13 protein-coding genes and 1 pseudogene are annotated in these 14,215 nt (G+C 60.4%); 13 read left to right on the forward strand and 1 reads right to left on the reverse strand.

Annotated elements, in window-relative coordinates:
• Positions 1-10 precede the first annotated feature (10 nt).
• Positions 11-1,015 carry a SphA family protein gene (locus JQ629_RS27550; protein ID WP_212415291.1) on the reverse strand — a complete coding sequence of 335 codons (1,005 nt, stop codon included), beginning with the start codon at positions 1,013-1,015 and terminating at the stop codon, positions 11-13.
• Between the two features lie 457 nt (positions 1,016-1,472).
• Between JQ629_RS27550 and JQ629_RS37275 the strand changes: the two genes are divergently transcribed.
• From JQ629_RS37275 to JQ629_RS27615, 13 genes and pseudogenes are all read left to right on the forward strand, one after another.
• A complete protein-coding gene (locus tag JQ629_RS37275; protein ID WP_249135308.1) occupies positions 1,473-1,964 on the forward strand; it encodes a hypothetical protein in 492 nt (163 codons plus the stop codon).
• 24 nt (positions 1,965-1,988) lie between these two features.
• Positions 1,989-2,972 carry a formylglycine-generating enzyme family protein gene (locus JQ629_RS27560; RefSeq protein ID WP_502753376.1) on the forward strand — a complete coding sequence of 328 codons (984 nt, stop codon included), beginning with the start codon at positions 1,989-1,991 and terminating at the stop codon, positions 2,970-2,972.
• Positions 2,969-3,478, forward strand: a complete 510-nt coding sequence (locus JQ629_RS27565; protein WP_212415292.1) for a hypothetical protein — start codon at positions 2,969-2,971, stop codon at positions 3,476-3,478. Before JQ629_RS27560 ends, JQ629_RS27565 begins: the two co-directional genes overlap by 4 nt.
• Before the next feature lie 14 nt (positions 3,479-3,492).
• A complete protein-coding gene (locus JQ629_RS27570; protein WP_249132885.1) occupies positions 3,493-3,954 on the forward strand; it encodes a YidH family protein in 462 nt (153 codons plus the stop codon).
• Positions 3,955-4,102: 148 nt separating this feature from the next.
• Entirely contained in the window at positions 4,103-5,644 is a 1,542-nt protein-coding gene (locus JQ629_RS27575; protein ID WP_212415305.1) for an arylsulfatase, read from the forward strand.
• A gap of 106 nt (positions 5,645-5,750) precedes the next feature.
• A complete protein-coding gene (locus JQ629_RS27580) occupies positions 5,751-6,119 on the forward strand; it encodes a DUF1622 domain-containing protein (RefSeq protein ID WP_212415293.1) in 369 nt (122 codons plus the stop codon).
• A 10-nt stretch (positions 6,120-6,129) separates the two neighbouring features.
• Positions 6,130-7,121: pseudogene (locus JQ629_RS27585) on the forward strand (HAD family hydrolase).
• A 13-nt stretch (positions 7,122-7,134) separates the two neighbouring features.
• The gene (locus JQ629_RS27590) at positions 7,135-7,644 is read left to right on the forward strand and encodes a hypothetical protein (RefSeq protein ID WP_212415294.1); all 510 of its coding nucleotides are present in this window, start codon (positions 7,135-7,137) and stop codon (positions 7,642-7,644) included.
• A gap of 11 nt (positions 7,645-7,655) precedes the next feature.
• Positions 7,656-9,077 (forward strand): DUF1254 domain-containing protein, encoded by a 1,422-nt coding sequence (locus JQ629_RS27595; protein ID WP_212415295.1) that lies wholly within the window; start codon positions 7,656-7,658, stop codon positions 9,075-9,077.
• A 78-nt stretch (positions 9,078-9,155) separates the two neighbouring features.
• Entirely contained in the window at positions 9,156-10,676 is a 1,521-nt protein-coding gene (locus JQ629_RS27600; protein ID WP_212415296.1) for a DUF1254 domain-containing protein, read from the forward strand.
• A 9-nt stretch (positions 10,677-10,685) separates the two neighbouring features.
• Positions 10,686-10,931, forward strand: coding sequence for a DUF3302 domain-containing protein (locus JQ629_RS27605; protein WP_212268884.1), 246 nt, complete (start codon positions 10,686-10,688; stop codon positions 10,929-10,931).
• Positions 10,928-11,869 carry an HlyD family secretion protein gene (locus JQ629_RS27610; protein WP_212415297.1) on the forward strand — a complete coding sequence of 314 codons (942 nt, stop codon included), beginning with the start codon at positions 10,928-10,930 and terminating at the stop codon, positions 11,867-11,869. Before JQ629_RS27605 ends, JQ629_RS27610 begins: the two co-directional genes overlap by 4 nt.
• Before the next feature lie 23 nt (positions 11,870-11,892).
• Positions 11,893-13,839 (forward strand): adenylate/guanylate cyclase domain-containing protein, encoded by a 1,947-nt coding sequence (locus JQ629_RS27615; protein ID WP_212415298.1) that lies wholly within the window; start codon positions 11,893-11,895, stop codon positions 13,837-13,839.
• Positions 13,840-14,215 lie beyond the last annotated feature (376 nt).

Below are 14,215 nucleotides of genomic sequence, written 5' to 3' on the forward strand. Positions count from 1 at the left end.
CATCCCGCTGCTAAAACTTTGCCTTGATTGGCTTCAGGGGCGCAGCTTGGCTGCTGCTGTCGATCGCGAGCGGGACGGCCACGGTGAAGAAACCCGCGGTGCCTTCCATGCGGTTCCGCACGTCAAACTCGCGATAGACCTTGATGCGTGTCGATACCGGCAGCTTTCCTATCTCGAACATATAGCCGATCGATCCGCCGAGCGCGACCACGCGCCCTTCGAATGCACCGAGGAGCGCGCCGGTGCCGCTGTCCGGCGTCAGTTGCTGATAGAAGTAGCCGACCAGGCCGATCGTGAATTCCTTGGTCAGATATTTGGTCGCGGCCCATTCGAGGTGGAATTCGTTGCCGGTCTTGTAGTCGGTGGCGGTGTTCGCCTTGCTGAACGTGAACCCTGCGGCTGCGGAGAGATCCCAGCCGATCGCGGGATCAAGCCACGTGATCGCACCGAACACGTCGATGGCAGGCCGGTTCAGGGATACGTTGGACAACTGGCCAGGCACATAGGTGCCGGATGGAATGACGCCTCCGACACCGAGCTGCCAGTGGAAATTGCCGGCGTGCCATCCGATGAACGAGTTCACGAAGAAATCGCTCACGTCGAGCTGTGCATCAGTGGCGTTGACGCCGATCGGCCCGAACCGCGGCGAGTTGACCAGGAGATTGGCGTTGACGCGCGGTTCGCCGAACGGCGTGGTGAGGGAGACGGCAAGGTCACCGCCGAAAATCTTCGCCGGCGTGACCCACATCGTGGTCGGCAGATTGATCCAGCTCTGTGCGGAGACATTTGCGACCAGCAGGCCACCCAGCGGCAGCGTACGCCCGCCGCCGATCTTGCCGCTGTAGAAGTAAGTATCGTCGTTGAAGTAGAGGCCCGGCGGCGGCGTGATGCCGGCTCCAACGGAGCGCGAACCAAGAAGGTAGATGCCGGTCGCGGCCTCGGCGGCTTCCGCGCGCTTCTCGAACGCGTGGAGCGTTGCCGCAGCGAGAAGCAACGAACACAAACCATAGCGCATCGACAACTCCCCAAGGAAGCGATGCCCCATCCCCGACTCGATCTAGCCACAACTCCCGCGCGATCACAATGAATTTCAGTGATCCGCTGTGATCAGGTTTGCTCTGATGCAAAGACGCTCAGCGCAGACTCGGGAGCCGGCGAGAATATTTGTCTAAAGTTTTGGACAGTACGACATGCAGTTCGGTCAATGCGTTGATCGATTTGCGAAGTTGTCCATTAAGGCTGAAATCGAGCCGATGCAGATTGGCACAAACTGCACATCACAGAGCTTCGAGATTCGTTTAGCCTGCAAGTGCGCCAATGCTTCGTGTCTCGTAAGCCTTTGAAGAGGCTGAGGCTGTGCGCCAATGAGCCGCGCCAAAAATTGGGCGGAAAAAGGGAAGAGGGGCTGACTGATCTACGTCTGCCGCGCGCAACCCTGACGCGAGCGGCCGCAATAAGAAAAGGGTCCGCCTATGCGTTCAACGAGAACCCGCTTTGTCGATCTGGCCAACGCTCGCAACGAAATGCTCTACGCGCTGGCCTTCTCCGCCTTCGTTGTTCTGACGCCTTCGCCGGTAACGGCGACCGTCATCGTGCCCTCCGGTTCGCTGCAGCAGCAACTCAAGCAAGAACTCACGCAAGACAGTCTGGTGACTGAAGTCCGCGCGCGAGCCGGAGGCTCTGTACGCCGGACCACCGTCGTCGGTCCGCGAGGCAACGCTGCCAGTCGGACCGTGGTGCGTGGAGGTGCGGTGATGGGTCCGGGTGTCGCGCGTCCCGGCCGCTGGGTCCGTCCGGCCAATTACTATTGGCGTCCGGGCGGCGCGATCGCTGCCGGTGCGGCGATCGGATTCGTCGCCGCGGCCTCCGCAGCAGCCTATGCCGGCTCACCGCCGGCGCCGGGTTACTGCTGGTACTACTCCGATCCGAGCAAGACGCAGGGCTTCTGGGACGTTTGCCCGTAACCGCGCACGTCAGGAGTCAGTGCCATGACGCTGCTGCAAACCGACGTCCGGCAGGGCGACAAGCCGTCGGAAGATGGCCGGACCGCCGACATGGTCCGCATTCCCGGCGGCACATTCCGAATGGGCTCCGACAATCATTATCCCGAGGAAGCGCCGGTACATCGCGTGACGCTGGAGGGCTTCTGGATCGACCGCACGCCGGTGACCAACCGTCAGTTCAAGCGGTTTGTGATCGCAACCGGTCACAAGACCTTTGCCGAAATCCCGCCTGACCCAAAGCATTATCCCGGTGCTTTGCCGCACATGCTCTACGCGGGCTCTTTGGTGTTCGAGCGGCCGCACTCGACCTACGATCTGCGCGACTGGAGCCAGTGGTGGTCGTTTATGAAGGAGGCTGACTGGCGGCATCCCTACGGGCCCAAGAGCAACATCAATGTCCTGAACGATCATCCCGTCGTACATGTCGCCTATTCGGACGCGCTGCTCTATGCGCGATGGGTGGGCAAGGACCTGCCGACTGAAGCCGAGTGGGAATTCGCCGCACGTGGCGGTCTCGACGGCGCTGAGTTCGCATGGGGTGACGAATTTGTGCCCGATGGCGTGCATATGGCCAATACCTGGCAGGGTGAATTCCCGCTGCACAATCGCCATGAGGATGGCTACGACCGCACTTCGCCGGTGACGGCGTTTCCGCCGAACGGTTATGGCCTGCACGACATGATCGGCAATGTCTGGGAATGGACCTCGGACTGGTATTCGCCGAAACATGAGGCCGACGCGCCAAAGGCGTGCTGCATTCCCGAAAATCCGCGCGGCGGGCGCGAGGAGGGCAGCTACGACCCGCGTCAGCCGAACGTCAGAATGCCACGCAAGGTCATCAAGGGTGGTTCGCATCTGTGCGCCCCGAATTATTGCCGCCGCTATCGCCCGGCGGCGCGGCATGCCGAGGCGATCGATACCTCGACCAGCCATCTTGGGTTCCGGTGTGTGGTGAGGGACGTCAAATGACATCAGCTCCGACATCGGCGTTTGCGCGTGCCCTGACCTGGCTCGCGGTCGCCGTGTCGGTCGTGCTGCTTGGCCTCGGGATCGCCTGGTACGGATGGTCGGTCGAGGTCCATCGCCGGTTCTGGGCGGACATCTTCGAACGTATCCACGGTCCTATGACATTCCGCTTCTATCTGCAGCCGGTGATGGCCGCGCTAGCGGCGCTGCCGGACGGCATCAGGGATGCGCGGCTCGGCCACAAATCATTCTTCTGGTCGGCGTGGTGGGACAGGAATGCCTCTGCAGGGCGGCTGCGCAAGGGTGCCATTTCCACAGCGCGGGTCGTGCTGCTCGGGCTCAGCATGGACGTGATCTATCAATTCAAGGTGCTCGACCGCTTCTATCCCGCGGAAGCGTTGATGATGGCGATCCTGCTCGCCGTCATTCCCTACTTTATCTTTCGATGGATCGTCGAGCGCGCCGCCATCTGGTGGTTCGCGCGAAAGGGTACCGACGCGTTGATGTAGTTAAGAGGCGTTCAATGGCTGAAGGCGTAACCTCAAAATCTGCTGCCGACCAGATCTCGGTCGAGTTGTCGTCGCGCCGCACCGGCATGTCCTTCCAGCGCACCCGCATGAGCGCCGACCGTACCCTGATGTCGGTGATCCGGACCTCGCTTTCGTTGATCTCGTTCGGCTTTACGATCTACCAAGTGTTCGAGAAGCTGCGCGACCAGAACATAGTCACGCATGGTGCGCCCGCGCGCAATTTCGGCTTGACGCTGGTGGCACTGGGAGTCCTGATGCTGCTTGGCGGCATCGGCTATCACCTTCAGTTCATGGCTCACCTGCGCGAAGAGCGCAAATCCATGGCGGAATCCGAACTGATTCACGCCCAGAGCGGCTTTCCGGTTTCGCTGACGCTGATCACCGCAGCGATTCTGCTGTTCATCGGCATCGCCGCCATCGTCAGCATGCTGTTTCAGGTTGGTCCGTTCGGGTGAAGGAGATCAAATGGCAAAAAAGTCGGCAAAGAAAGGTCCAACGAAGAAGGCTGGCGGAAACACGGCTTCGGAGAAGGTCGCGTCAGTGAAGCAAAGAACAACCCAGAAAACTGCAGAACCAAAAGCATCAAAAAATGGGAGCGCGAAAATGGCCAAAGTAAAGAAGCCCAATATCCTCGTGATATGGGGCGACGATATCGGCATCTCCAATCTGAGTTGTTACTCAATGGGTCTGATGGGATACAAAACGCCTAACATCGATAGACTGGCGAAGGAAGGAATGATTTTTACGGATTCCTACGGCGAGCAGTCCTGCACCGCGGGCCGATCGTCATTCATTACGGGCCAGAGCGTAATGCGCACCGGTCTGTCCAAGGTGGGGATTCCGGGCGCGCCGGTCGGCATGAACGAAAAGATCGTGACGATTCCGGCGCTCTTGAAAAACGAGGGCTACACGACCGGCCAGTTCGGCAAGAATCACCTCGGCGATCTCAATCACATGCTGCCCACCAACCACGGTTTCGACGAGTTCTACGGCAACCTCTACCATCTCAACGCCGAGGAAGAGCCGGAGATGTACGACTACTTCCCCAAGGAAGAATTCGGCGACTTTATCGAAACCGTCAGGCCGCGCGGCGTCATCCACAGCTTCGCGACCGATAAAGACGATCCGACGGTCCAGCCGCGCTGGGGCAAGGTCGGCAAACAGAAGATAGAAGATACCGGACCGCTCAGCACCGAGCGCATGCTGACGTGCGATGACGACTTTGCCGAAAGGGCAAAGGGTTTCATCAGGAAGGCCGTGGACGGCGACAAGCCATTCTTCGTCTGGGTCAACTTCACCCACATGCATATGTTCACGCACACCAAGAAGGAAAGCCTCGGACAGGCAGGGCGCTGGCAGTCGCCGTATCATGACACCATGATCGATCACGACAAGAACGTCGGCTCGCTGTTGGACTACCTTGACGAATTGGGCATCGCCGAGGACACGTTGGTGATCTATTCGACCGACAACGGCCCCCACCGCAATTCATGGCCTGACGGCGGGATGACGCCGTTCCGCAGCGAAAAGAACACCAACTGGGAAGGTGCGTTTCGCATTCCGCTGGTCGTGCGTTACCCGGGCAAGATCAAGCCAGGCTCCGTCTCGAACGAGATTGTCCAGCATCACGACTGGTTGCCGACCTTCCTTGAACTGGCCGGCAACAAGACCGTGGTCGAAGACCTGAAGAAGGGCGTGAAGGCGCTCGGCCGTACCTACAAGAATCACATCGACGGCTTCAGCCTCCTAAGCTACCTGACCGGCAAGACGGAAAAGTCGCCACGCCAGATGTTCATGTACATCTCCGACGACGGCGACACGTTGGGGATTCGCTACGACAACTGGAAGATCGTCTTCATGGAGCAGCGCCTCAAGGGCACCATGGGAGTGTGGGCGGAACCGTTCACGCCGTTACGCGTGGCCAAGCTGTTCAATCTCCGGACCGATCCTTTCGAGTTCGCGGATGTCACGTCCAACTCATACTACGACTGGTTCCTACGTCACGCTTTCATCATCTATGGTGCGATCGCAGTGATGATGAAGTTCAACGAGACGTTCGTCGACTTTCCGAAGATTCAGAAGCCGAACACCTTCACCGCCGATCAGGCGATCGACAAGCTGCATGCGACGGCCGCAGGAAGCTGATGGGTTTCTGGAACACCGGGAGCGGGTGGCGTTGACGACCGAGCGAATACGGAAGGGCGGCACTCGCGCGGCCCTTCGCTACTGAGGATCTGAACCGGGGTCGCCCGTGAAGCAATGGCTGGTCTTCGCCACCGAGAACGCCGTCGTCTTCATCGATGCGTTGGCGCTCGTCATCATCGTGGTCGGTACGGTCGAGGCATTCTTCGGCGGCCTGCGGGCGATGCTGGGTTCGCCGTCCGGGCACGAACGTCGGGACATCTGGCTGCGCTATGCGCGATGGCTGGTTGCCGGGCTTACGTTCCAGCTTGCCGCCGACATCATCGAGACATCGATCACGACGAGCTGGGAAGCGGTGGGGCGCATTGCTGCGATCGCGCTGATCCGCACCTTCCTCAATTACTTCCTTGATCGCGACCTGGAAGAAGTGCGCCAGCGGCAGCGCGAAGTCGCGAAAACGCCACCGAGGCCGGTATGAGGGGTCAGCAATGTTGAACCGACGCAGCCCGTTGGCGCTGCTTTTCGTCCTTTCCGCCATTGGCGCGGCCGCGGCGCAGCCATCGCAGGACCCATTGCCGTCCTGGAACGACGGCGCAGTCAAGAAATCCATCACCGATTTCGTTTCGCGTGTAACGACACAAGGCGGTGCCGACTTCGTCCCCGTCGAGCAGCGCATCGCCACCTTCGACAATGACGGCACGCTGTGGTGCGAGCAGCCGGTCGATTTCCAACTCGCGTTCGCCTTCGATCGCATCAAGGCGATGGCGTCGCAGCATCCGGAATGGAAGACGACGCGGTCGTTCAAGGCGCTACTCGACAAGGACATGAAGGCGTTCGCGGCGACCGGCGAGAAGGGGCTGCTGCAGATTATGGCGGCAACCCATAGCGGCATGACCATAGATGAATTCAGGAAGGTCGTGCTCGACTGGACCGCGACCGCGCGCCACCCGGGCTTCAACCGGCCCTATACCGACCTTGTCTACCAGCCCGTGCTGGAGCTGCTGGCTTACCTGCGCGCCAACGGTTTCAGGACCTTCATCGTATCCGGCGGCGGCATCGAACTCATGCGGCCATGGACGGAAAAGGTCATCCCGCCGGAGCAGGTGGTCGGCTCGTCAGGCGTGGCGAAACTCCAGACCGGCGCCAATGGCAAGCCGGAGCTGACGAAGCTCCCCAAGGTCGAATTCATCGATGACGGTCCCGGCGAGCCGGTCGGTATCAACCGCTCCATCGGGCGGCGACCGATCTTCGCATTCGGAAATTCCGACGGTGCCTGCAAATGCTGCAATGGGCCACCGCAGGCGAGAGCGCGCGCTTCGCCGGCATCGTCCATCACACCGATGCGGAGCGCGAATACGCCTACGACCGTCAATCGAAGATCGGCAAGCTCGATAAGGCGTTGGACGAAGCGAAGGCAAAGGGCTGGACCGTCGTCAACATGAAGCCGGACTGGAAGAAGGTCTTCGCGTTCGAACCGTAAGGGAGATGGCGCATTGATTATCGGTGCACGATTCGCAAGATGGGGTCTCGGCCTCTTCATCTTCGGTGTGTTCCTTACCTTCGGGATCATCGCGCACTACTGCGCGGGCTCTCGCTGGCCGAACGGTGCGCTGTTCATGCAGAATATCACGCTGTGGTGGGCCTGCCCGTGGACGCTGTCGGTCGCGGCCGTGCAAGCTGGCGGGCTCGGCATGGTGGCAATTGGTCTCACGCTGATGCTGGCCGCACGAGTATCGCCAACACGACCAGCGGCCGAAGGCTCGGCGGCGCTGTGGCTTTGCATCGTCGGGCTGTTGGGTGTCTTCGCCGTCGGTTATCCCGGTTACTTCGTCTTCGATGCGATATGGCCGAGCTACTACTACTCGCCAATAGCAACCGGAAAGAATGCGTGGCTGCTCGGTCAGGCGCTTTTCATCGCGATCTATTTTGCAGGCCTCATGATCGCGTTCGGAGACGTTCGTCAGGCACTTTCGCTTGCGACACAAACAGCAACCAGAGCTTGAGGAGAACAACGATGAGCAAGAAACTGTTTGTCGCACTTGCGCTTTCCTGCCTTGCGGGAAATGCGGTCGCGCAATCGACACCGCAGGAACGGTTGGTCCGCAGCCGCGCCGTCGAAGCGGCGATCTGGGGCATGCCCGTCGTCAATTACGACCTGATGCTGCAGGAAATGCTGACCAAGACTCCGGGCAAGGTGAATCAGGTGATCTATTGGGGCAAGCCGCTCGACTGGAAGAACCAGACGCTGACGCCCAATCCCGACACACTCTATTTCATGACGTTCCTCAACACCAAAGATGTCGGGCCGATCGTGATCGAGATCCCGCCTGCGGACGCGACCGGATCGCTCAACGCCAACATTGTCAATGTCTGGCAGATGCCGCTGGAGGATGGTGGCCTGCTTGGCGTGGACAAGGGGGCTGGCGTCAAGCTGCTGATGCTGCCGCCCGGTTACAAGGGGCAGGTGCCGGCGGGCCATGAAGCGCTGCAGCCGAATACCTGGGGCAGTTACGCCCTGATCCGCTCCAACCTGAAGAGCCACAGCGAGACGGACGTCGCGAACTCCGTGGCCTATGCCAAGCGGCTCAAGGTTTATCCATTGTCGCAGGCATCCAACGCGCCTCCGACCGTTTTCACGGACGTGAAGGATGTCCTGTTCGACACAACCATTCGCTACGACGAGAGCTTTTTCGTAAACCTCGACCGCATGGTGCAGAGCGAGCCATGGCTGGGTCGTGACCGCGCGATGATCGACCAATTGCGTACGATCGGCATCGAGAAAGGTAAACCCTTCACCCCGGACGCAAAGACGAAGCAGGCCATGAAGGAGGGTATCGCCGACGCCCATGCGTGGATGGCCGCCAAATACGACGCCGCCCCGCCTCAGTTCTTCGAAGGCACGCATTGGACGTTTCCCACGCATCCTGAATTGCTCAAGGGAGCAAACGAGGAGTTTGAGGGAGCGAACGACTATCCCGTGGATTGGCGCGGGATCACCTATCACTATGCCTATATCGGCATCAAGCGGCTGGGTGCCGGCCAATTCTACCTCATCAACATCAAGGACAAGGACGGCGCCGATTACGACGGCTCAAAGACGTATCGTCTCCGTGTTCCCGCGGGCGTGCCGATCGAGCAATATTGGTCGTTGACCGCCTATGATCGGGACACGCATGCGCTGATCAAGAACGTCGACCGCGCCAGCCGCGCGTCGAACGCGACCGACATAAAGAAGAATTCCGACGGCTCCGTCGACATCTTCCTTGGCGCCAAGGCACCCGCCGGACAGGAGACGAACTGGATACCGACCGATCCCGCCCGCAAGTTCGAGCTGATGTTCCGCCTCTACGGTCCGAAGAAGGAGTTCTTCGACAAGGTGTGGAAGCTACCGGACGTGGAAGCGATCACTGCATCGACGATAGGGGGCAGCAAATGAGGCAGAAGCTATTGCGGCATTTGCATTCGGGGAGCTGACGGCTGCGTCACAAGGACAACGCTTATGGGAATTGAAACAATGATCACCAACGCAAATCCCGATCGCAGAAATATCCTGCTCACCGGGACGACGCTCGCAATCGCGTCAGTACTGGCGGGGAGTACTTCGTCCGCCGCCAACGCTGAGTCCTCGTCGCTCAATCCGCAGCCGCTGCCGCCATCGCCTGGCTGGGCTCGCGCGCTGCCATCCGGTCCGGATGCGCGTGTGAAGATCACCGAGGCCTATGCCGCCCACGTCGCGCGCGACGCCTTCTTCTGGGCCTGGCCGCTGGTCAATATCTATAACCGCCGGCTTGCGTTCTCGAAGATGACGGAACAGAGGTATGTCGGCCCGTTGCTCGAGGCGCCGCTCAACCGCCTCACGATGCTGATGGACTATGTCGATCCGGAAGAGCGCAATGTCGCGTGCCCGAACCAGGACGTCGTCTACGGCCTCGGCATGATCGCACTGGATGTTTCTCCGGTGGTGGTCCAGGTGCCGGATTTCGGCGATCGCTTTTGGGTGTATCAGATTGTCGATCTGCGCACTGACAGCTTCGTTCAGCTCGGCAAGATGTACGGCACCGTGCCCGGCTTTTACCTCCTTGTCGGACCCAACTGGAGCGGTGAGGTACCAAAGGGAATCACCCGCGTATTCCGCGCCTCGAGCAATACCGGCCTTGTTGCGCCGCGCGTTTTTCAGGACGACACGCCGCAAGACAAGCGTACGATTCAGGGCGTGCTGACCGGTATCGCGATGTATCCGCTCGCTGACTATGACGGGCGGATGAAGAGCACGGAGTGGAGCAAGCTGCCCAAGGTAGCCGGCGCGCCTCCCGGCGAAGAGGAAACGCGATGGGTGCTCCCTGAGAAGTTTTTCGACGAGCTTCCGACCGTATTCGCCGATGCGCCGCCGCTGCCGGGCGAGGAAGCGCGCTATGCACAGCTGCTCGCGGTACTGGCTGCCGCCAAGGATAATCCAAAAATAAGGCAGGCGATGATCGAGGCCGCCAGGGATGCGGAAGAGAAGCTGGTGAACCCGTTGTTCCAGTTCCGAAACTACGGTCAGCAATTGCCGCATAACTGGAGCACCATCTCCAACGAGTCGGCGTTTGGGACGGACTATTTCACCCGGACGGCGGTGGCCAAATCGAACATCCTGGTGAATTCGCCAAACGAAACCAAATATTTCTATCAGGACCTCGACGCCTCGGGGGCGCGGCTTAACAATTCCAACCGCTACGCCGTGACGTTCGCGAAGGACGGCACGCCTCCCGTGAATGGCTTCTGGTCGCTCTCGATCTACAACCAGCACCATTTCTTTGTCGCAAACCCGATCAACCGCTTCTCGGTCGGCACCAAGAACAAGGATCTCAAGCCTGCCGCAGACGGTTCGCTCACCATCTACGTGCAGGCCGAGGCGCCGGCCGATCCCACACAGCGCGCCAACTGGCTGCCGGCTCCGAAGGGCGATTTCTCACTCTACGTGCGCGCGTACTGGCCGAAAGCGTCCGTTCTGGATGGCTCCTGGACGCCGCCGCCGGTGCAGCGCGTCAGTTAGCGAGGCATCATGAGCGGCCTCGATATCTTCGCCTGGATTGTCCTGATCATCCTCGCCGCCTGTGTGGTCGGCGTGTTCTGCATCGCCGGCTGGCTGCCCGGGCATATCGCCAAGAGCCGCGGGCATCCCTGGGCCGAGGCGGTGACGGTGGCAGGTTGGGTAACGCTGATCTGCGGCTTTGCGTTGTGGCCGCTGGCGCTGATCTGGGCTTACGTTGACGTACCGGCGCGGCATTCGCAGGAGCGTGCCCCATGATCGTGGCGATGCTCTGCGTCTACCTCGTCCTGCTGTTTGCACTGGTGAAGTTTGGCGTCATCAGCTTCAATCTGTTCTGGAAGGTGTCGCCGTTCATCGTCCTCCTGCTGCTCAATCTCGGTCTGTTCATTCCGATGGGGTGGGGCGCACCGCAGGGACCCGTGCTGGTGGTGCGCAATTCGGTCGCGGTTGTGCCAAGCGTGGCCGGCGAAGTGATCGACGTTCCCGTCGAGGCGAACAAGCCGCTGCGGGCGGGCGATGTGTTGTTCCGCATCGATCCCGTACCTTTCGAGGCGCAGGTCAAAGCAATCGAAGCGCAGCTGAAGCTGTCGGCGACGCGTCTCGCCCAGATGACGCAATTGTTCGAGCGTGATTCCGGCCGCGGTTTCGACGTCGAGCAACGCCAGTCCGAAGTCGACCAGCTCAAGGCGCAACTCGAAGGCGCGAAATGGAATCTGGACAAGACGGTTGTGCGCGCGCCGGGCGATGGCTATGTCACCAACGTCGCGCTGCGCAAGGGCGCCCGCGTCGCCAACCTGCCGCTGGCCCCGGTGATGGCCTTCATCGATACATCCGACAGTATCGTTGGTGTCGAAATCGCGCAGATCGATGCCCGCTACATTGAACCAGGCCAAGTCGTCGAGGCGACGTTCAAGTTCAAGCCGGGGCAGATCTACAGCGGCAAGGTCGAGAGCGTCCTTCAGGCGGTCGCGACCGGTCAGGTGCAGGCTTCGGGACTGGCCGTGACGCCCAAAAATATTGCCTCCGTGCCGTTTGTTGTTCGTATCCGGCTCGACGACGCGCATCTGGTCCGGAGTTTGCCCGCCGGCAGCGCCGGCGATGCCGCCATCTTCACCGAACACGTCAAGCTGGCGCACGTCATCCGCAAGGTGCTGCTGCGCCAGATTGCGATCACGAATTACGTCAATCCGTTCTGAGTGGAGTGATCGATGGTGCTTCGATGACGAACAACAGAAGCCTACGGCTCGGGTTCAAGACCTCCGTCATCACGCTGTTCGTCGCGATCGTTCTCGTCATCGGTCTGGCGCTGGTCTATCTCAGCTTTGAGCGGATCACCGCGGTCACTAATGCGGCCGCCAGCCAGTTCATCGGCAAGGTGGCCGAATCGTCGGCGGACCGGATCGGCTCGCAACTGAAACTGGTGAGGGACAATCTCGAAATTCTCAACGCGCTGCCGCCGATCCAGTCCGCAGAAATCGAGGATAATCCGCGGCTGTATGCTCTGCTCGCAGCCATGGTGAAGAACAACACACAGCTCTTCAGCCTGTATGTCGGTTACGACGATGGCTCGTTCATCGAGATGGACGATATTGGCGGTACCGGTCGGGACTCGCGCGCGCGGCTGGAGGCACCCGAACAGGCCGCGTTCCGGCTGGTCGTGATCTCGCGGTCCGATTCTGCTCGCGTCAAGTCAAGAAGGCTGTTTCTGTCAGAGACGCTCGAAATAATCAGGGAGTTGCCGGGGCCGCTCGATTACGATCCGCGCCAGCGCCCTTGGTACAAAGACGCTGAGCGCCGCGATGGCAGCTGGCTCACCGGACCGTACATTTTCTTCGCGACCGGAAAGCAGGGCTATACCGTGCAGTCCGCGCTGAAAGCGGGCAGGGGCGGCGTGATCGCGGGCGACCTGCTGATGGATGCGACGCAGGAGGTGTTGAAAAGGGAGAAGCTGACGGACTCCGGCGTCGCCTTCCTGTTTGACGATGACGATCGCATTTTGGCCCATCCCCGGATGTCGGAAATGCTGGGAAGAGAGGTGTCGGGTACTGTTCCGAGCCTGCGTGAGACCGATATGGCGGGAGTTCTCAGGGCGATCCGTGCCTGGCGCGCGAACGGGATTTCCGAACAGTTCTTTAACGACCCGGCGGGCCGGCTGTACGCCGCCGCATTCCAGACCATCCCCCGTTCGGGTCCGGCCAACCTCCGCGTCGCGGTGGTGGCGCCGGTCGATGAGTTCTTCGCCAGTATCCTCTCCGAGCGCCGACGGCTGTTTGTCGCCACGCTCGGATTCGTCGCAGCCATGGTGCCGATCGTCTTCGTCATCGGTTCGATTCTGTCCAAATCGCTGCGGGCGCTGGCGGACGAGACCGACCGGATCCAGCGGTTCCAGCCGGCGGTCGGTCCATCCGTGCATTCCACGATCCGCGAAATTGATGAACTCGGCCGTTCGGTCTCCACCATGCGCACGCTGGTGCAGACCTTCTCGCACTTCGTCCCAAAACGCCTGGTGCAGCAGCTCGTGGAAACCGGCGACGCGATGACGCTCGGAGGCGGGCGCCGGGAGGTGACCGTCCTGTTCACCGACGTCGTCAACTTCACCGGGCTGACCGAGCACAGGGATCCAACCCAGGTGATGCTTTACACCTCGCGCTACTTCGCCGCCATGTCCGAGGCGATCATGGCGAACAAGGGCACGGTCGACAAATTCATCGGCGACGCCGTGATGGGGATATGGAACGCGCCGATCGAGGACGAGGATCATGTTGCCAATGCCTGCAAGGCCGTGCTCGCCTGTATCGATGCCAACCGTGAGCTCAACGCCGCGTTCGAGCGCGAGGGATGGCCGGTCTACAACACGCGGTTTGGCCTGCATGTCGGCGATGTCGTGGTGGGGAATATCGGATCGTTGGATCGGATGAACTACACCGTTCTGGGAGCGACGGTGAATCTTGCCGCGCGCCTTGAATCCCTTAACAAGAACTATGGGACGTCGACGCTGGTGAGCGAGGCCGTCAAGCAGCGGGTTGGTTCGCGTTTCGTGTTTCGCGCCGTTGATCGCATCAAGCCCAAAGGCTTTGCGGCCGAGTTTCAGGTTTATGAACTGGTCCGGTCAGGGACCGATAACGGCGAAGCAGGGACAAGCCCGGAGATCAAGCTATCTGCGTAACTCGCCTTGTCGGGAGTGATGTGAACGACATGGCCGTTTTGCCCGACGAGGCTGGGCAAGAACTCGATCCGCTCTTGAGACAGTAGAATTCATTCCTCATCTCAAGCCACGCGACGGAGAAAAATTCCGTCATTCCCCCATGAAGGGCACGAAAAGGAAGGACGTTCTACGCGGCGACAGCGTTGCTGAGTACTTGCCCAGCCTCGACGGGCAAATCACTTCTGCGTTTCAGAATTCGTGTCAAGCCCCGAAATAAAAAATATTTCTGTTTACCAGAATGAAAATCAGGTGCATATGTTGGCCATCCCGTCCTACTCAGAAGGGCGTCGGCCGTCGTCACGGACGTTGGACGGGTTGCGGTGGACGCTGGTTTACG

The organism is Bradyrhizobium sp. AUGA SZCCT0222 (assembly GCF_018130205.1).
Taxonomy (GTDB): domain Bacteria; phylum Pseudomonadota; class Alphaproteobacteria; order Rhizobiales; family Xanthobacteraceae; genus Bradyrhizobium.